The sequence below is a fragment of the Ruegeria sp. AH3 genome (genome assembly GCF_056536265.1).
In genome coordinates this window covers 804,455-822,179 of the sequence record NZ_JBQFJL010000002.1, presented here as the reverse complement: position 1 = coordinate 822,179, position 17,725 = coordinate 804,455, and the positions used below count along the sequence as shown (strand labels likewise).

Annotated in this window: 12 protein-coding genes, 1 tRNA gene and 6 pseudogenes; 8 read left to right on the top strand and 11 right to left on the bottom strand. The window is 55.5% G+C overall.

The window, feature by feature from the left end; translation table 11 throughout:
• Positions 1–25: 25 nt before the first annotated feature.
• The 6 genes and pseudogenes from ACR3EM_RS21290 to ACR3EM_RS21265 all read right to left on the bottom strand — a co-directional run.
• Positions 26–1,189, bottom strand: a complete 1,164-nt coding sequence (locus ACR3EM_RS21290; protein ID WP_480472884.1) for a hemopexin repeat-containing protein — start codon at positions 1,187–1,189, stop codon at positions 26–28.
• A 3-nt stretch (positions 1,190–1,192) separates the two neighbouring features.
• Positions 1,193–1,549, bottom strand: a complete 357-nt coding sequence (locus ACR3EM_RS21285) for a hypothetical protein (protein WP_480471979.1) — start codon at positions 1,547–1,549, stop codon at positions 1,193–1,195.
• Positions 1,550–2,028: 479 nt separating this feature from the next.
• On the bottom strand, positions 2,029–2,511 hold the full coding sequence (locus tag ACR3EM_RS21280; protein WP_480472924.1) for a metal ABC transporter permease: 483 nt from the start codon (positions 2,509–2,511) through the stop codon (positions 2,029–2,031).
• An 11-nt stretch (positions 2,512–2,522) separates the two neighbouring features.
• Positions 2,523–2,804 (bottom strand): metal ABC transporter permease, encoded by a 282-nt coding sequence (locus ACR3EM_RS21275; RefSeq protein WP_480472922.1) that lies wholly within the window; start codon positions 2,802–2,804, stop codon positions 2,523–2,525.
• 36 nt (positions 2,805–2,840) lie between these two features.
• Positions 2,841–3,557 (bottom strand): annotated as a pseudogene (locus tag ACR3EM_RS21270) (ATP-binding cassette domain-containing protein); the annotation flags it as partial.
• A gap of 54 nt (positions 3,558–3,611) precedes the next feature.
• Positions 3,612–4,070: pseudogene (locus tag ACR3EM_RS21265) on the bottom strand (transcriptional repressor); the annotation flags it as partial.
• A 56-nt stretch (positions 4,071–4,126) separates the two neighbouring features.
• Here ACR3EM_RS21265 and ACR3EM_RS21260 point away from each other — a divergent pair.
• Positions 4,127–5,193, top strand: a pseudogene (locus tag ACR3EM_RS21260) (zinc ABC transporter substrate-binding protein).
• A gap of 106 nt (positions 5,194–5,299) precedes the next feature.
• Here the strand turns inward: ACR3EM_RS21260 and ACR3EM_RS21255 are convergent.
• Positions 5,300–7,707 (bottom strand): annotated as a pseudogene (locus ACR3EM_RS21255) (YbcC family protein).
• Between the two features lie 14 nt (positions 7,708–7,721).
• Positions 7,722–9,270, bottom strand: a pseudogene (locus ACR3EM_RS21250) (proton-conducting transporter transmembrane domain-containing protein).
• Between the two features lie 112 nt (positions 9,271–9,382).
• Between ACR3EM_RS21250 and ACR3EM_RS21245 the strand changes: the two are divergent.
• A pseudogene (locus tag ACR3EM_RS21245) lies at positions 9,383–10,271 on the top strand (LysR family transcriptional regulator).
• Positions 10,272–10,637: 366 nt separating this feature from the next.
• Positions 10,638–10,714 (top strand) — tRNA-Pro (locus tag ACR3EM_RS21240).
• A gap of 743 nt (positions 10,715–11,457) precedes the next feature.
• On the opposite strand, the gene ACR3EM_RS21235 is transcribed toward ACR3EM_RS21240, so the two are convergent.
• Positions 11,458–11,859 carry a hypothetical protein gene (locus ACR3EM_RS21235; protein WP_480471970.1) on the bottom strand — a complete coding sequence of 134 codons (402 nt, stop codon included), beginning with the start codon at positions 11,857–11,859 and terminating at the stop codon, positions 11,458–11,460.
• A 405-nt stretch (positions 11,860–12,264) separates the two neighbouring features.
• Here ACR3EM_RS21235 and ACR3EM_RS21230 point away from each other — a divergent pair, with 405 nt between their 5' ends.
• Positions 12,265–12,957 carry an SOS response-associated peptidase gene (locus tag ACR3EM_RS21230; RefSeq protein ID WP_480471969.1) on the top strand — a complete coding sequence of 231 codons (693 nt, stop codon included), beginning with the start codon at positions 12,265–12,267 and terminating at the stop codon, positions 12,955–12,957.
• 401 nt (positions 12,958–13,358) lie between these two features.
• Here the strand turns inward: ACR3EM_RS21230 and ACR3EM_RS21225 are convergent, their stop codons facing one another.
• The gene (locus ACR3EM_RS21225) at positions 13,359–13,883 is read right to left on the bottom strand and encodes a hypothetical protein (protein WP_480472882.1); all 525 of its coding nucleotides are present in this window, start codon (positions 13,881–13,883) and stop codon (positions 13,359–13,361) included.
• 628 nt (positions 13,884–14,511) lie between these two features.
• Between ACR3EM_RS21225 and ACR3EM_RS21220 the strand changes: the two genes are divergently transcribed.
• The 4 genes from ACR3EM_RS21220 to ACR3EM_RS21205 are packed head-to-tail and all read left to right on the top strand — an operon-like array spanning position 14,512 to position 17,037.
• Positions 14,512–15,141 carry a tetratricopeptide repeat protein gene (locus tag ACR3EM_RS21220; protein WP_480472880.1) on the top strand — a complete coding sequence of 210 codons (630 nt, stop codon included), beginning with the start codon at positions 14,512–14,514 and terminating at the stop codon, positions 15,139–15,141.
• Positions 15,081–15,728: a PH domain-containing protein gene (locus ACR3EM_RS21215; RefSeq protein ID WP_480472878.1), complete on the top strand. Its 648-nt coding sequence runs from the start codon at positions 15,081–15,083 to the stop codon at positions 15,726–15,728. Before ACR3EM_RS21220 ends, ACR3EM_RS21215 begins: the two co-directional genes overlap by 61 nt.
• Before the next feature lie 41 nt (positions 15,729–15,769).
• Positions 15,770–16,378 carry a hypothetical protein gene (locus ACR3EM_RS21210; RefSeq protein WP_480472876.1) on the top strand — a complete coding sequence of 203 codons (609 nt, stop codon included), beginning with the start codon at positions 15,770–15,772 and terminating at the stop codon, positions 16,376–16,378.
• Positions 16,375–17,037, top strand: coding sequence for a hypothetical protein (locus ACR3EM_RS21205; RefSeq protein ID WP_480472874.1), 663 nt, complete (start codon positions 16,375–16,377; stop codon positions 17,035–17,037). The genes ACR3EM_RS21210 and ACR3EM_RS21205 overlap by 4 nt, the downstream gene beginning before the upstream one ends.
• A 260-nt stretch (positions 17,038–17,297) precedes the next feature.
• Here the strand turns inward: ACR3EM_RS21205 and ACR3EM_RS21200 are convergent, their stop codons facing one another.
• Positions 17,298–17,603, bottom strand: a complete 306-nt coding sequence (locus ACR3EM_RS21200; RefSeq protein ID WP_480472872.1) for a hypothetical protein — start codon at positions 17,601–17,603, stop codon at positions 17,298–17,300.
• Positions 17,604–17,725: the final 122 nt, after the last annotated feature.

The following is a 17,725-nucleotide window of genomic DNA, read 5'->3' as shown; positions in this document are numbered from 1 at the left end:
AAAAACGCGGTCAATCGACGTCCAGTCAAGGAACGATATCGCGCCCGGGGTTCCCCTTCGCATCATCGCGGTTCCCCCTTCTCTCTCTCTCGCTTCGCCGCATATGCGCCCAAACGGCTGGGAACTTCGTGAAGAATGCAACATAGCCATATTGAGCTCCGGCACCATTCTGGAAGAAGTCTGATATCTGGTTGATACCGTCCCCACCCGGATCGAAGCCGAGCTGGGTTAAGGCCGGATCGCGCCACAGCGCTTCGGCTTCGCCTGCGCTCAATCCGATTGGCTTGGGATATCCATCATCGACTTGCCAGCCGTTTGAAGGGTCAATCCGCACATACCGTCCGACGATCCTGGCCCAGCCTGTGTTGTCGTCCGTGAAAAGATAGATCTTTCCATTGGGCTCACCCCACAGCGCTGCGGCTGGTCCTTTGCCCGAACCGGTAAAGACCTCATCAAGACCCGGCCAGTTTCCGGCGACCGGTTTGGGATAACCGGCATCCATGTTCCAACCATTCGCGGGATCAATGCGCACATACTTTGGTGGCTCGCCCGGATATTTCTTGAAGAAATAAACCTTGTCATTCGCTTTCGCATAAAGACACGAGTCAAACCCTGCGGCAAACTCTGCATCGAGTCCGGGCCAGTTCCCGGCAATCGGCTTGGGATAACCCGAGTCTACTTGCCAGCCATTTGAGGGATCGATGCGGATATACTCATCGCCTTTGAATACATAGATTTTGTCGTTGGGATCACTCCACAGCGCGGCGCTGATACCTGAGGTGAAATTGGCGGGCCAGCCTGGCCAGTTGCCTGCGATCGGTTTGGGATAACCCGAGTCCACTTGCCAGCCATTTGCTGGGTCGATGCGAATGTACTGGCTGCCCTTGAAGCAATAAATCTTGTCATTCGGATCGGACCACAGCAGGGCGTCGGGGCCACGATACCAGGTTTCGGGCCAGCCCGGCCAACGGGCACCCTCCCACGGTACATAGCCAGAGATATTGACGTTGAGATGGCCGTAAATCCATTCGATATTGGCAGCCGGCTCATTGGATGCCAGATCTTCAAGACCTTCCTGCACCTCTGCCGCGATATGAACGCGCTCCTCATCGGTGATGCGATATTCATCGGTGTTTCCGACATAGACGATGCCAACCGAAACGGTGTTGATCAGACGCTCGTTTGCCATGGCTCAATCCTCCTCCATGCAAGGAGCGGAATAGATCTCCTGTTCTTCCGGAGATTCACCCGGCGTTTGACTGGCCTTCATTTCGCGGTATTTTTTTGATTGCCGCAACTGCAGCGCCTTGAGGAAAAGCAGTTCTTGCCCATCGTCTTCGCCAGCAACTTCCGGGGAGACCTTGTCGGGAGAGAGCAATTCGGTTCCCGGTGGCAGGCGATCTTTCAGACCTTTTTCGTCATCAGGAACACCAACGATCATGAAGCGGCTGCCGCTATCATGGACAACTCTAATCCCAAGCTGTTTGAGTCTGGATTTCAACAGGCGACGGTCAGCGCGTTTTTCAGCGCAAATCACCATATTCGACATGATTATTCTCCTGCAGTTTAAATAAATTGAATTCAAAATCAATAAATTAGCCGCTGTTCCATACAACAGCCAGTGCCGCGGAAAAGCGGTCAGACGATCAAATCAGATCTGAAACATGCGCCACCAACAGTGGCTTGCAGACGCAAGTCTGGGTGTCATCAGGCACACCTTACTCAACCCTAGTATACACGAATTTGCCTTCAAATTCACCAGAATCGAGTTTTCTGAGCTCCTTAGGAGACAACGGACAAAGGGCGCGATCAAACTAACTGATCTGACACCAGAAATTGTCGATGACGTTGACGGCGAAATATCGCCTGCGGTGCCTGTCAATTGAGAGTGGCATGCAGTCTGGTGCGATTTATGTAGAGGGCGCAGGCATTCGCCCCACTATTTCTCAGTTGAGGGCAATAGCAGTTTGCAGCTTGCTGGTAAGCAAGCTCTCAACTCGGTTGCAAACGCCAGTGATTTGGCATGACCTAAGTGTTGCGCCATCCCCGCCACCCAAAAAGGTTGAAGCCTGCAAACAACAGGGCCGCGACACAGACTATCGAAGGACCCGCCGGTGTATCAAAGACGTATGCGGCCCTTAATCCGGCAACGGCGGAAAATGCGCCGATTGCCGCAGCAATCAAGGCCATTGCCTCGGGTGAGCGTGCCAGCGTGCCGCCGCCGCCGGAATGATCAGCAACGCTGCAATAAGCAAAACGCCGACGACCTTGATCGCAACCGCCACGGTGACGGCGAGACAACGTCAGGATCAATCGCTCACGCTTTGGATCAAAGCCACTGGCGTATGCGAGCTCTTCATTTAACGTTGCCGTAAGAAGTTGAGACCAGCGCCAGGTGATAAGGGCGACAACAAGCGCTGCACCGCCCCAGATCACAACCAGATCCGAGCGTGACACTGCAAGAATGTCGCCAAAGAGATACGCCATAAGATCGATGCGCACACCAGACAGGAAGGAGACCGCTACGAGCCCGAACGCAAGCGAGGAATGCGCAAGGACCCCAGCAGTGTGTCGATCGCATAACCACGGCCAGCCAAAAGCGTTACCGCCAGCGCCATGACAAGTGCCGCCGTCAGCGCACCCGCAAAGATCGACATCTGGAATGTAAGCGACAATGCGACACCAAGGATCGCAGCGTGTGCTGTAGCATCACCAAAATACGCCATCCGGCGCCATACGACAAAACATCCAAGCGGTGCGGCAGCGAATGCGACGCCGATACCAGCCAGCGTCGCGCGGGTCATAAAGTCATCGAACATTATTCTGCTGCTTCCTGAGTGTTCGCAGTGGTCGTGATCATGGTCATGATCATGACGATAGAGGGCCAGTGCACCCCCGGTTCCAGATCCGAACAGCGCCCGATATTCTGGGGCCGAGGCCACAACAGCAGGGGAGCCTTCACAACAGACATGACCATTGAGGCAAATCACCCGGTCCGAAGCACTCATGACAACATGCAGTTCGTGACTGACCATCAAAATGGCACAACCCGTATCACGCCTCACCTCTTCGATCTGACGGTAAAACGCCGCTGATCCGGGCTGGTCGAGCCCCTGCGTCGCCTCGTCCAGCAGCAACACATCAGGTCGGTTAATCAAGGCGCGGCCTAGCAATACACGCTGAAACTGTCCACCGGACAATTGCGACATCTGGCGCTTTAAAAGATCAGGGACGCCTGCGGAATTGAGCGCCTCTTGGCACTGTTTGCGAGAGACGTGAGTTGTCAGACGCATAAATCTCTCGACCGAGATTGGCAGCGTTGGATCGATATGAAGTTTTTGCGGCACATACCCGATTTTCAACCCAGGTTTCCGCGAAACCTTACCCACCGAGGGTTCGGTGGCACCGATGACAGCGCGCAGCAGACTGGTTTTACCCGAGCCATTCGGACCGACGATCGTTACGATCTCTCCGGGTTCGATTACCATATCCACGTGACGAAGCACGGTGTTCGCGCCATAGCGCACGCTGAGGTTTTCAACTGTGATCAGGCTCATTTCTACGCCTTTGGGTGCAGTCGGGGCAGATTCCTCAGCTTCTACAACTGTGCGTTCGATCTCGAAACCCGCCGCGCGTGCTGCAGCGCCCAATGCTCCCTTCGCGGGCGCAGATTGTGCTTCGGCGACGGCATCGCATTTTCTGCAGATCATGAAAGCAGGCGAATGCGTCGCGCCTGGATGAGAGCAGGCGACAAATGCGTTCAAACGTTCAACCTTGTGAACGAACCCGTTCTGGACAAGAAAATCGAGCGCGCGATACGCCACGGGCGGTTGCGATCCAAAGCCTTCATCGCGCAGGCGATCCAGAATTGCATAAGCTCCAAGCGCGCGGTGTTCCTGCAACAGCATCTCAAGAACTTTGCGCCGAACCGGGGTCAGGCGCAGCCCTTCTTCCTTGCATCGAGTTTCCGCTGTGGTCAGTGCGGTCTCAACGCAATTTTTGTGGTCATGTTCCTGGAACCCGACCGGAGCCGTATCTTCGGTCGAAACAGGGTGCGTCTCACTTGTCATGTTATTCCATATCATGTATGCCGCTCTTAATGTTATAAAATCACACAGAGGGTCTGATGTCCAGAAAGCTTCTTTCACTATCGATCACAACCGCATTGATGGGCGGGACGGCCATGGCAGAGGTGCCCAACGTTGCAGTAGATATTGCGCCGGTGCACTCGCTGGTCGCCCGGGTCATGGAAGGTGTCGGAGCGCCCGATCTGATCATGCAGCCTGGTGCCTCTCCGCATGAATACAATCTGCGACCTTCGGAAGCTGCCGCCTTGCAAGAGGCTGATATCGTTTTCTGGATTGGTGAAGACCTGACCCCATGGATGGAAGGCGCGTTGGAAACACTTGCCGACGGCGCGACTGTTACATCTCTGCTTGAGGCGGACGGCACCGTACTTCTCGATTTCCGCGAGAACGCATTGTTCGAGGCACACGAAGACCACGATGACCATGGGCATGACGAGCACGCCGAACAAGAGGAACATGATGACCACGATCATGACGATCATGGTGATGAGCATGCTGAAGGCGAAGAGCATGACGAGCACGAAAATGAACATGCCGACGAGCACGAAGATCACGCGGAACATGATGGCGATGATCATGATGGTCATGCACACGGCGAAAATGACCCGCACGCTTGGCTGTCCCCTGCAAACGCTGAAATCTGGTTGAACGTGATTGCATCACAACTGTCGTCGACAGATCCTGACAACGCCGGTACCTACTTTGCCAACGCCGCAGCTGCGCGGGAGGAAATGGCGGCTCTGTCTGCCGAGATCACCGCAACACTTGAACCGGTTCGTGGTAGCAACTTTATCGTTTTCCACGACGCTTATCAGTATTTTGAAGATGCGTTTGACTTCCCGGCCGCGGGTGCAATCTCAATCGCCGACGCTTGGACCCAAGCCCGGCCCGTATCGCAGAGATTCAGACCCGTCTTAGGGATGAAGGTATCGACTGCGTTTTGGCCGAACCGCAGTTCAACCCCGGAATTGTTTCAACCGTTCTGGAAGGAACCGAAGCCAATACCGGTGTCATTGACCCGCTTGGTTCTGACCTCGAACCCGGAGCATCACTCTACCCACAGGTCATCCGCAATATGGCCCAGACATTGGCCGATTGCCTGTAACTTCTGGCCCGGCGGTGTCTGAATAATCCGCCGGGCCGCATACCATTAGAGGCATCATGGGATCCCAGCGTCCAAGTGCTGGTTACTATAGAAGCGCGAAGCCCCGCTACTCGGCGGCTATTGCCTGTGCCTCGTCGACATGCTCATTAAATTTTGTCCACTTCAGGTCACCGCGATAGCGCCAGGTCAACTTGCCCTCCTCATCCATAGCAATCAGGTGAAGCCAGCCATTGTCGAACAGTTCACGCACGCCGGGATGACGAGCCAGAATGTCTGACATCGCCTCTCGCGGGGCTTCGATTATGACAGACAGGCGCAGCGGATCGTGTTGGTATGCAGCGCCATCGTGGACGGACTGCCAAGGTAACCCAGGACGCGGAGAGCCTGTGTTGCCCTCTAGAACTCCGATACCGCCAACTACGTTGTGCAGCAGTTTGTTACCACCTCCGAACAGGTTCGGGGCAACGGTCGAGCCATAATACTGCAAGCTGATCCAGCTGGCGACGACAACCGGTGCGGTCATTATCAACTCCAGCACATTGAATTCATCATCCCTTCGCCAATCGTAGTTGTGCAGGAACGCTTTGCCGGACAGATCCACTCCATCCGTGCGGTTCCGCGGAGCTGCGACAAAGGCACGGCATCCTGCAAGGCCCCATTCCGGACGAGTCTCGGCCCAGTCTCGTGCCCGCTTTAGAATTCTGTCGGCGCCATCAGCACGGGGCAGACGGTGCATCCGCTCTGCACGGGCGAGGTTTCCCGCTGCATCCAGCCATGTTTTCAAAAGCGCGAGTTTGTCGGTCGGTACTCCAGCAGGCAGGTCCAGTTCGTACACCAAAACCTCATCTGTGGTTGTGTTATGTAGCGCCGGCAGAAAGACGGTGTCAGAAGGGATGTCGACGCCATGGTCACGCAGACCAAGCTTCACGTCAGGCTCGTTCAATAGTGCCGCCAGAAGACGGGCATTCACATCCCCGGCATAGCCACCGCATGCACCGCACTGTAACGCACTTTGATGCGGGTTGTTGGTAACGTCGGCGCCATGACCGGCCAGCATCACAATCGGTGCGAAGCCCTTTGTAAGCGACATCGCCGACAACACGGATTTCGCCAGTTCAACCCGAGTTTTCAAGTCGATGGATGGGTCCAGCTGTGGTGCCGGGTCAGCTTTCGCTTTACTCCCCAAACCTAGCGAGTCTCGTATCAGTTTTCCGGCATAGAGGGGGCCGGTTGCTTCGACGAAGGCAAATGACGAGACGGCGGCCAATTTGAACCGTCCCAGGCGCGTTTGGCCCGAGCGGTATAGCGACGGCTTAGATCAGCTTTCTCTGACTCCGCCGCGCAGGATGACATGCCAGCTTGTAAAAGAACCGGACCGCGTAGTTCGGTCACATCAGAACCTGCCGCTTTGTGTGCGCTAGCAAGGCCGAAGAACCCAGCGAACCCAATCGTTTCTATCTTGGCATCCTGCGCTTCAAAGGCCCGACGAAAAACCTCTGAGCGGACATCGATGCAAAAGGCCGCCTGCACCTCGGGGCGGCCCTGTGCATTACGTGGTTTCCCACCAAGCAGAGTTTTTGCAAGCAGGCGCTGCTGTGCCCGCTCGGATGCATCCTGCAGCACAGTGTCGATCACAAGTTCTTTCGACGGCGTGACCAGGGTTCGGTGTGCTGCAATAACTTCAGCCCAACGCCCGGCAATCTGTTCTTCGTAGAAATTAAATAACGCCTCGTCGAAGACCATACGTACAGCCAGCAGCTCGGTCACCGTGCTGTCACTCGCACCTTCAAGTTCAGCTTGCCACAGGAAATAACGCCCGTACTGAGCCCATCCGCCGAGCGTCATCAGCCAGCGGTGAAAAGCGGTCTTCGCGGCACCCATATCAACGCTAAGCCGTTCCGAAGCCCGGCCGATGGCGCGCCAGTGCGAGCGATTTGTATCGGTCACGAAAGCGCAGAAACCGGACAACCCATGGATCTCGGGCGTCAGATCCCGCGATGCAAATTCACGCCATGAATGAAAGGTACCCCGCGTGTTGGACTGCGGCCAGAACGCTTGGCCCTGATCAAAATGACTGGCCGCCCATGCGCCGATGCGGTCGTCAATCAAACCCGGCCAATCGAAACCCGAGACTTCCGCTGCCAGCTCAGCAACTGTCGGCAAGGCTTGGGCGTCATCTGTCTCGACCTCCAGAGCTTCCCAAATGTCCTGCAATTTGGGTGCATTGAATTGATCCTCGACCGCAGTGACGGCATCACTCAGATCCGTCTTGGTGATGTCACCAGCCTTCAGCAGCGCAGCCCAATGTGACCGTTGAGGCATTATGCGGGCGCCACCCGTCCGTGCCAGGCGCGCGGCAGCGACGGCCAGTGGTTCGCCTGTCTGACCCAAGAAGGGATTCACCGCTACATTTGCCGACAGTGGGAAAAGCGGTGGGATTGCTTTTGCGGCATCGTTGGCTTCGGTCACAAGTTCCAGCAGCGCGGCGGGGTAAACTTCGAGTTTTGCAAACATGGACTCTGTTCCTTTCAGGCTACTGACCGCCTGGACCAACTGTCCAGAAGCTTGTCGAAAACCGCATTGGCATAAAGGCCGTTGGTTAGGTGGACGCGAAGGCCGGCAGCAGTTGGATGCATGGCCCATAACGGGAAGGTGGCTTGGGCAACGGCGACGCCGCCAAAACTTACAAGCGCCAGTATGATAAGCGCCCATTCCAGCGGGCCGGGGTAGGGGGGCTGCGGCAATGTACCAGCTGTCAGGTGCTGTACGATGGCTTGCAGCAGGAAGTAACTGACTGAGGTGACAAGGGCGAAAACGGCGGTGCGTTGCATCAGTTCGCGCGGGGCCGAGTCTGCAAATCCTTGCGCCAGCAAGTAGGCGACACCAAAGATCAGGATTACACCAAGGGCGATGATCTGGATCGACTTGCCGTCAAATCCGATGATCGTACCGACAAGGCCATAGATCACGATTGCAAAGATGAACGCCTGCAAAACGTTCCGTGCACTTGGCACTGCAGTCGGTCCCGGGCGACGGATCGCAGCGACGTTGCGCACAGCCTCACCGGAACTCAGGAAGGCATGCGCCTTGTAGAGCGAATGCGCCACGATATGCAGCAGAGCCAGCGGGAACAGCGCAAGGCCGCATTGCAAGACCATGAAACCCATCTGCGCAATGGTCGACCACGCGAGCGAAGTTTTGACCGCCGACTGGGTCAGCATAACCAATCCGCCAAACAGCGCGGTAAACCCGCCCAGCATAACAAGTAGCGCCATCACCCCCGGGGCAAGTAGCATGACATCTGCAAACCGGATCAGCAGGAACCCACCAGCGTTGATAACACCTGCGTGTAGAAGTGCGGAGACTGGCGTCGGAGCCTCCATCACCTCGGTCAGCCAACCGTGTAGCGGGAATTGCGCAGATGCCAAGACGGCCGCGATGGCAATCAAAAGCGCCGCGGTCATTGACATCCAATTCGCCTCAACCATCGCAAGGATGGTTTCGATATCGCTTGTCCCGGTCGCGGCAATCAAGAGAATGAAAGCCGCTACCAATGTGCCTTCGCTTAGACGTGCAACAACGGCTTTCTTACGTGCTGCACGTCGCGCTGTCTTGCGTTCGGGATAAAACAACAGCAGCCGTTTCAGTAGCAGGCTGATTGCCATCCACGCTGCAAAAGCTGAAAGAGATTGCCCGACATGACCAAAAGCAGAACTGCGGCCAAGGTCGCTGCCATCCAGCTTGTGAACGCGCCCTGATGCTGTTCCCCGTCCATATATGTCTTGGAATAGCGCAGCACGATCCAGCCAATAAAGCTGACAAGCACGAGCATGATCGAACTCACCGCGTCAAGGCGTATGGACAAACCGAACCCCATGAACCCGATCAGAGCAGATGTGCCGGGACCTTTTACAACCAGCAACGCAGCAGTCAGAGTCGCATTGCAAAGGCCACAAATGCGGCCACCTCTGTTAGTATCGGCACCGTCCCGGGCCGCTTCCCCGGATGTTGTGCTGCGTGAATTGCAGCCGCAATCAGCACCAGAGGGCTGAGCAGGGGCAAAAAAAGATAAATCATGATCGCGTTCCTTCAGTTCTCGAGGCCAGAAGCCGTTGAGACTGACTAGGGCAGCTATTCTAACAATAAAAATTCATTGTTATTTTAATATCGTTCGATATTTTAGAACGTAATGCCATTGAATTATCATCATCTCCGGTATTTTTGGGCTGTCGCCCATGACGGGAATCTGACCCGAACTGCGCAGCGGTTAAACCTGTCGCAGTCAGCGCTTTCGGTTCAAATCAAGCAACTGGAAGAACGCCTTGACCATGCGCTGTTCGAGCGTCGCGGACGGCAGTTACATCTGACCGAGGCTGGCCGTATCGCACTGGATCATGCAGATGCAATTTTCTCGACTGGGCAGGAACTTGTCGCAACGTTGAGTAGCACCGTGCAGGACCGGAAAGCCCTGCGTGTCGGTGCGCTTGCAACCTTGTCGCGCAATTTTCAGGTCGGGTTTCTCAGGCCCATTCTCTCGCGCATCGACGTCGAAGTTATCCTGCGCTCTGGCAGCCCGACCGAATTGCTCGAGGGGTTGGAAACGTTGAACCGGACATGGTCCTGATGAACCGCCCACCGCCGGACGACAGTCTGACACCCTATGAAACACACCATATCGGAGAACAAGCTGTCAGCATCGTCGGAACCCCGGAGCGACTGAAACAGGACCGCCCGATCAAAGAGCTACTGAGCAATCAGCCCTTCATTTTGCCGACAACCGACAGCAGCGTGCGCACTGCATTCGATGCAATGGCCAGCCGCCTGTCCGTCCGGCCTCAGATCGCTGCAGAAGTAGATGACATGGCGATGATGCGCCTGTTAGCGCGCGAGGATATCGGGCTTGCTCTGGTCGCACCAATCGTGGTGACGGATGAGCTCAATTCAGGTCGCCTCAAGGAGGCCACCGACCATCCGCGCATCAAGGAAACCTTTACGCCATAACATTAAGGCGCCGGTTTCCGAACCCCTTGGTCCAGGACCTTCTGGAACAGAATTCTGTGTCTTCTTTTCTGGCCTGAGAGCGCAGAATAACACAGGAACGTCTTGGTATTTTCATCAATTGTCGTGGCTTGAGAAGGCGTGATTTCCCAAGTGTCTTCCTAGTCGCAACACATTTCGTCGTGCATCTTGCCGAGTTCCTGAGCCGTTGTCCTCAATGTCGGGCTCAATACTGCGCTCTAAACACTTTGCCGCAATGCAACTGCCGTTCATCATTCATGCGAACCAACAAAGCCAATAACGCCTATCTAACCCAGAAACCGTCATTCCGATGGAGCGTAGATCAGCCCTTCACTAACATTCAAACTGTGCTGTGTAGACGGGGTTGATCACTAAAAAACCCTCTTGCACATCCAAACCCTCGGGTATAGATCACCCGCCACGGTCGGAGTGTAGCTCAGCCTGGTAGAGCACTGTCTTCGGGAGGCAGGGGTCGGAGGTTCGAATCCTCTCACTCCGACCAGATTATTGAATATTTTCAGAACTTTAGAGTGGCCTTTGCTGGCTTCGTTTTTGATGAATCTATTCGGGCAGCACAGGGGCAGCACCACGAAACCCGCTCATACTGATATGAGAAACTGGTTGACGCTCTTTGTTGCTAGTACTCGAACTGTGCCAGGTAAAGAAACTGATCCTTAAAAATTAGGAGGAGGGCCAAGCACAAGACGGCTACCGCAAGCGAACGGAACAGCTTGACGATCTCTCGCCTTTCCGCAGGCTTCGCGCAGTCATACCCCGTCAAAACCAAAAGGAAGTTTCTCAAGCCCTGCTCCTTATTGTGAACGCTTAGAACAGCAAAGCATAACCTAGAATGAGGTAACCGATCGTTAGCGATGCGCTTCCAGCTTTCGCAAGAAAAATTGGGCCAGTGTGGACTAAAGGTAGAATTTTCGCATTTCTCAGTTGTGATTTGTCATCTGAAGCATCGTACAAAATGATTGCCCGCTGTAGCTGCATGGCTATTGATATGACCAAGTAGTTCATAACCATTGATAACATGAGGAACAGAGACGACCAGTAGATCCCACCTCCAACGAATTTGTCTGAATAGAGAGCCTGGCCGAGTGAAAAACCACTATCGGTGCGCCCGCTACCGTGATTTCAAACTTGAGGTGTGAAATCATAGTTTCAACAAGCTCTTTAGGTGAAACTACATACCACAGTGGTGCTGTTTCTTCCGGCATATCACCCATGAAAACTCGCTCCTTATTGTGAATCCGCTTTATACCACTCCGCGATGGCGTCGTGCATCATCCAAGCCGACGGCGCTGTGCACTTGGGCTCGGTCTCACCATCTACGGTAAAATAGCTCCATTCCTCATCGTCCATATACCATGTTCCAAGGGCTTCGCCGTCTACGAGAAGAACATCGCCCTGCAAATCCTCATTGTGGTAGCCGCAAACTATGATGCCGTGGCGGACCTGAGCCCCTTCATCGACTAAACTGACTATTGTCTGGAACTGCGCGCGCACGGCGGCCAAATCTGAGCCGGAAATTCGGCCGACCTCGAATGAGTTGTATTTCAGCGTGCCGATATGTTGATTGTCGGCCTCGTTGACTTCAATTTCGCAAGTCAAATTTCCGTGCTGTTCGGTGGTAATAAGCACCCTCTTGCACTCCTTGTGGTTCATCAATTTCTACAACGTCAAAAAATAGCCACAGTACAAACATTGATCCAAAAGGCGACCAGAAAACAGAGATGATCCACCACGGCCAAGGGCTGTGACCTCGATCCCTAGCCATATCACCGACGACGGAAAAGATAAGCCACGTCATCAAAACAAAAAGCAGTACAACAATCAGAACAAGAGGAAATTCCACGTTTCGGTACCCATCTCAGTCTACAATAGCTGACCCGTTTGGACCGCGGTTTGCCATTGCCTATTCCGGCTCCATATATGCATCGCCGGGGTTTTGAATAGAGCCACAACCAAACGCGGCGCCTTACCCACCATCGGGATCAACAAAAAAAAGTTCACCAAACGTTCTCTCGATGCCGCTATGCTTTTCCAATGTGCGGACGACTCGGCAGACCTGAGATGACATGGGCAGAGCTATACGCTTTGCAGAATTGGATTGTGAACGGCGTCCCGGTCCCGGTTCAGCGCGATCCCAATGCCACAGACCTGTCGATGAGTTGGAACGTGAAACCCACTCAGATGCTGGATATGGCATTTATCCACGATGACCGGCTCATAAGCTCTACTGCCCGCTGGTGGCTTGTTCCGCACTGGTTCAAGGATGACGTGAAGGCATGGAAGCCAACGACTTTCAATGCGAAGATCGAGACCGCTCATGAATTGGGGTCGTTTCGTGTCGCGTGGAAACATAGCCGCTGTATCATACCCGCCAGCTTCTACTATGAGTGGACCGGCCCGAAGGGCGCCAAACAGCCATGGGTCATAAAGACAGACACTAATGATCCGTGCATGTACTTCGCAGGCCTCTACAGCCGTCTCTCATCGGGCCTGCACACCTGCACGATCCTAACCCGTCCCGCTCTGCATCAGATCGAACACATCCACAAGCGATCGCCGGTTATTCTCTCGAACGACAACCTGGTGCCCTGGATGGCTGGTGAAATTGACCATGACGCAGCGCAGGATCTCGGCTCCGAATGGGATGGCCGGATGCGCTACCACAAGGCGGCACCGATAGGTCGCGATGATGACGGGCCGGAATTAGTTGACGTTATCGAGACGTAATGGCTACGCGCAGTAGATCCCCAAAGAAAGCCGCAGACGAGAAGTATTTTCCCATCAGGGTACGCGTTAGAGTTCCGGAGGAAGGGTTCGGCCACAAGCTTGACGAGATGTTCTCGTGGCTTGATGCACATGCCGGACGGGGCTGCTGGGGGTGGAATGCAGACAACGTGCTTTCACGCGGCGCTCGGGATGCGACCTCGTTCTATCTCTTGAATGAGCAGCTGATAGCACCGTTCCTTGAGGCATTCGGCTTAGAATTGGCTCAAGGTGAAGCTAATCTATGCGGTGAAGGGTCGTTCAAGCTGCTTACCGCCCTTGGTAGTGATTGAAGTACGTTTGGCGGACACCACGATATCCAGATTTTTCTGAGACCCGCCTCAGAACCAAGCAGAGGATTAGTCTCAAATCAGCAATCGCTGATCCGGATCGTGTGTAGGAGAAACCTGTGCCGCAGGAGGTTTTCCGAGAGCTCGATCGAGGTCCAGGAGGCCGTACCGTGAACCTACAAAGATGTTGTGCAGGATGTTTTGAAAGAAGTGAGACACCGCCAGTGCATTTGTCTTAGACCCGTTTTTTGACTGGGTTCCTGCGTTTCCAGCGAATTCAAGAAGCTCTTCCAGCGCATTGAAGCCCTCGTTGACGATACGTTCGTTCAACAGGCGTGGGTATCGCTCCAGCACGTTTCTACGAGCTAGAGAGATCTCTCGCCTCAGCGGCCAATCATGGGGAACCGCGTCGGGTTCTCTCGCCATCATCGTTCGGATCTGAAAGAACGCGTGTCCCAGATTATAGAGATCATGGATAAAATCAGACGCCCTGTTACGTTCATCAGAGTCACTTCGGTTGAATGTCTCCAGAAGGGTCATGATCCCCTCGGCACGGCTTGCCGCCGATCGATTGAACGACTGTTCGTTCGTGAAAAACATCTGCTCGCCCCTTTAGGCTGTTTGTTCTTGGCGAATCATTCGCAGATGAAAATTTGGAGAAAAATAGAGAAGTTTGAGGGGGTTTCTCGAATGTTGGCAGTTGTATAAAGCTGTGAGCCTCCATGCGGCACCTCACGCGCTTACAGTCGCGGCAATATGGTCTGTGCAATAGCCGACCTTGGGCCGACGACCACATGCGGTAGAGTATTAGCTGAAATGGACGTTGATCGTCAGAACAGAATTCCAGAATGAGCAATGGCCGTTTACAGATCCAGCGAATGTGCTCAACGCCGTGCAAAAATCGAGGTTCGAACCTCACCAACTAGGACCATCGCGCGCGCATTGACAAATCCATGTCTGGAAGAGGGCGTGCCGTGTCGTGATATTTGGCACCCGAGCAATGCCCCGCACGAGCGATTAACGGCCTTCCAGTTGATGAGAGCACGATGCAGTCCTTCAACGGTTGTGGTCTGCTGAACGAATTTCGGCTACAATAATGATGTTTCAAACTCGTGGGTCACCGGGTTCATCCGGTTATCGAGCTGCATTTCTTTATCGGTTTCGAGGTTTTGGGCAATTGGCAGAAATAAACAAAGATCAGGATTCTACATCGCCTTCGGCGCAGTCATTGCTTCTGCGCGCCCAGGATCTGTATCGGAACGGCGACCTTGGTCAAGCTGAAGCCGTCACGAAGTCCTTGCTCAACATTCCGTCCGCACGGCCCGATGCGCTGTTTGGTCTCGGCATGATTCAGGTGAAGCGCGGATTGACCGAGGAAGCAAAGAAGAATTTCACTCAGGCTCTCGAGTTAGCTCCCAACTCCGCTGATGCGCATTTCCAGCTTGCAAGGCTGCTACATGATACGGCTCCAAACGAAGCCGAAGCGCACTATCGCAAGGCGCTGGAATCCCGGCCCGGATTTCCTGAAGCGCGTGATGGATTATCTCGGCTTTGCACCCCGCCAGTTCCGTCGCCCGACCTGTCCGGGCCGCAATATCCTGCCGAGGCGGGTGCGGAAGCCTCACCGCCGCAATCCGCAGCGAGCGAAGCCGAGGACAACGGGAGAAGCTCTTTGGCAATGGCGTGCGCCATGATCGGCATCGCGGTCCTGTCCATAGCTGTCTGGGGCCTGTTGGCATGGGTAATTGACGAATTTCTGCCGGAAATGGGCGATTTCGGCCTCTTCGCTCCGATTCTGTGGCGGTCGTTGTTTTCCTGTTGGGGATTGGCCGCCTCATACGCAGATCAAGGCTGGTAGAAGATCCCTTTATTGCGATGGTCGAATCCGATCGCGATCCGATTTCTGCCGAAATCGCCAAGCTCCTTAAAAGCGTTGTTCTCGACCGCAGGCCTGCACTGCTGGCACACCCGGGCAACATATTTGTTTTGCCCGCCTTTGTTGGCGGATGCGTCTTCTTTGCGTTGATCATGGCGCCGGCGCGCCTTGGAGGTATTCGCCTTCCACAAGCAAGCGAAACCGAAGCCATTTTGGTGGCCGTAGTTTCGGCGGCAGCTATTTCCGTGATCGCTATTCTCCGAATTTTGACGACGAGGATCACAATCCGTCAGGGACGGGTGCGCCTTGCCCGGGGAATTTTGCTCCGGCAAATCTCCTATGTCGAACTGGCCCGGGTCACGGACGTGACGGTGCACCGAGGTCCGTGGGGCCTGTTGACGGGGTACGGGACATTGACGCTAACGATCGGCGTACAAACGCCGCGCAACGTCCAACTCAGCGGGATCGCGAGAGGTGCACGGCTGAATAACCTTGCGGAGAACATCCGGCAGACGTCGGTTGCCCTTCGTGCCAGCCGTTGGGGGCGCGACGTTCTTGTCTGGCGCTAGGTGCTGCAACGCCTAGCCTTTCATCAAGGAGAGGAAGCGACATGACAACAAGCAGTGGTGATTGGAAGGGCTCGATTTCCGGTGCCGTGGATAAGGCTCTCGAGGCGGCCGGAGCTGCCAAGGACTCCATCGGCAAAGTGATTGATGATCCCAAGGGAGCGGCAGGAGCCGCAAAGGATGCGGTTGTTGATGCCATTGCAGACGCAGCATCGGATCCACTGGGGGCTGCAACGGATGCGTATGAGGCGGTCACGGATCCTTTTGGAATCGGCGACGCCGTCGAGGAGGCAATAAGCGAAGCGTTGAGCGACATCGCCGGTGAAATCGCCCCGGAAGGCTCATCCGCGGGAGGAAGCGGAGACGCGGCATCGGGTGGCGGCGGCGCGACCGGGGGTTCGGGTGCCGAGGATCGCTCGGCGACGGCGCCAGTGCTGCTGGAGGTGCCGGTGCAGGCGGAGCCGCAGGAGCAGAAGGTGGTGCCGGTGCAGGCGGAGCAGCGGGTGCAGAAGGTGGCGGAGCAAGTGCTGGTGCCGGAAGCGCCGCGGGAGGCGGCGCGAGCACAGGTGGAGGCGCTTCTGGCGCGGCCGCAGGCGCTGGCGTTGGCGGTGGCGCCGCAGCAGGTGCAGGCGCCGCGGCGGGCGGTGGCATGACCGCTCAGGCTGCCGCTTGGGCCATCGGGCTCGGTACGGTCTCAGGCGTACTTGGCAACGCGATCTCCGAGGCGCTCTCCTCCGGAGGGGACTCCAACGAGGCGCAACCGGACACTGAGACTTCGGACACTGATGGCGAATCTGGCGCGCAGGATGGCACAGCAGACGGCGATGAAGCCGGTGCCAACTCAGGAGACGATACATCGGAGCAGGGCACATCAGGCGACGCAGGTTCTAGCAGCGGTGGCTCGATCGAGGGGTCGGGTTGGGGTGATGCCGATTCTTCCGAATCCGGTGGTACGGGCGGCGAAAGCTCCGGCGATACCGGCGGCGGTGAAATCCAGGGCTCTGGATGGAGCGAATCCGATGGCTCCGGAGCCGAGGACGGCGGCGGCGGCATCGAGGGATCCGGCTGGGGCGATGACGGGTCCGGCGTGTCGGACGACGGATCTGGCAGCGGTGATGGCGATCAATCATCGGGCGGCGCGGGTGGAACATCCGGCGGGGATGGCGGTGCCTCGGGCAGTGAGGAAGGGAATGGCGGCGGGTCGAGCGGTGATGGCAGCGGCGGTTCGGACGGAGATGGCGGCGGTGGTACTATCGGGAGTGAAGGAGGGGGTGGCCTAGACGATCATTCAACTGGTGGAACGGGTGAATGAAAGCCTGTGACAGGTGGCTTATGCGGACCATCCATTGATGGAGCCCGCCCACTCGCGCTGGTTCTCAAGCGCGGTTCCCTCCTCCCCTCCGGAGCGGTAGAAACCACCAAACGAACATCTGACAAACTTCAAAAGTCTCAGACCCATGCATTTTTCTTCGCGGTCGGTGCACAGGCTTTCGGCGAAATTTCGGTCTATACCCCAGGGGGCGGGGTCGGAATGTACCGGCCCCCGCACACTGTTAGAGAAGCCAGAGCCTCTCAGACTTTGATCAACTCCAGCGCCAATTCGAGCGCCTCTTTGGCCTTTGCACTGATCTCTTCGTTCTCAGATTTTGCAAGCCTGTCTAGCTCTCTGAGAGATTTGATTGAATACTCGTGGCTTCCGTTGATCGCGATGCCTTCGAGATCGTCGATCCATTCTAGCGACAATTCCGTTTCTTCTGTTTCTTTGAAAGCGCGCGCTCCAGCGACTGCCCGGCGAAAGTAAGTCTCTTCATTTTCTGACATTCGGTTCTCCTTTCTCCTGTCATGACAAAAACTAGGCAGGAGAAGTCTCTTAGTCATGTAGTTTGTTGTTTTCTGACAATGGCTTACAATGCCAGACACTGCTGACATTGTATTGCGTCTGTCTGTCGCCAAATCGATATCTGATTGAATTATCTAGGCCGAACCGACTGACAATCTGG

Excerpts from the sequence above, each read along its gene's own strand:
- ACR3EM_RS21205 (WP_480472874.1), top strand. The coding sequence starts at position 16,375 with ATGACCGCTCAGGCTGCCGCTTGGGCCATCGGGCTCGGTACGGTCTCA.
- ACR3EM_RS21290 (WP_480472884.1), bottom strand. The coding sequence starts at position 1,189 with ATGGCAAACGAGCGTCTGATCAACACCGTTTCGGTTGGCATCGTCTAT.
- ACR3EM_RS21200 (WP_480472872.1), bottom strand. The coding sequence starts at position 17,603 with ATGACTAAGAGACTTCTCCTGCCTAGTTTTTGTCATGACAGGAGAAAG.
- ACR3EM_RS21210 (WP_480472876.1), top strand. The coding sequence starts at position 15,770 with ATGACAACAAGCAGTGGTGATTGGAAGGGCTCGATTTCCGGTGCCGTG.
- ACR3EM_RS21225 (WP_480472882.1), bottom strand. The coding sequence starts at position 13,883 with ATGTTTTTCACGAACGAACAGTCGTTCAATCGATCGGCGGCAAGCCGT.
- ACR3EM_RS21285 (WP_480471979.1), bottom strand. The coding sequence starts at position 1,549 with ATGTCGAATATGGTGATTTGCGCTGAAAAACGCGCTGACCGTCGCCTG.
- ACR3EM_RS21230 (WP_480471969.1), top strand. The coding sequence starts at position 12,265 with ATGTGCGGACGACTCGGCAGACCTGAGATGACATGGGCAGAGCTATAC.
- ACR3EM_RS21275 (WP_480472922.1), bottom strand. The coding sequence starts at position 2,804 with ATGACCCGCGCGACGCTGGCTGGTATCGGCGTCGCATTCGCTGCCGCA.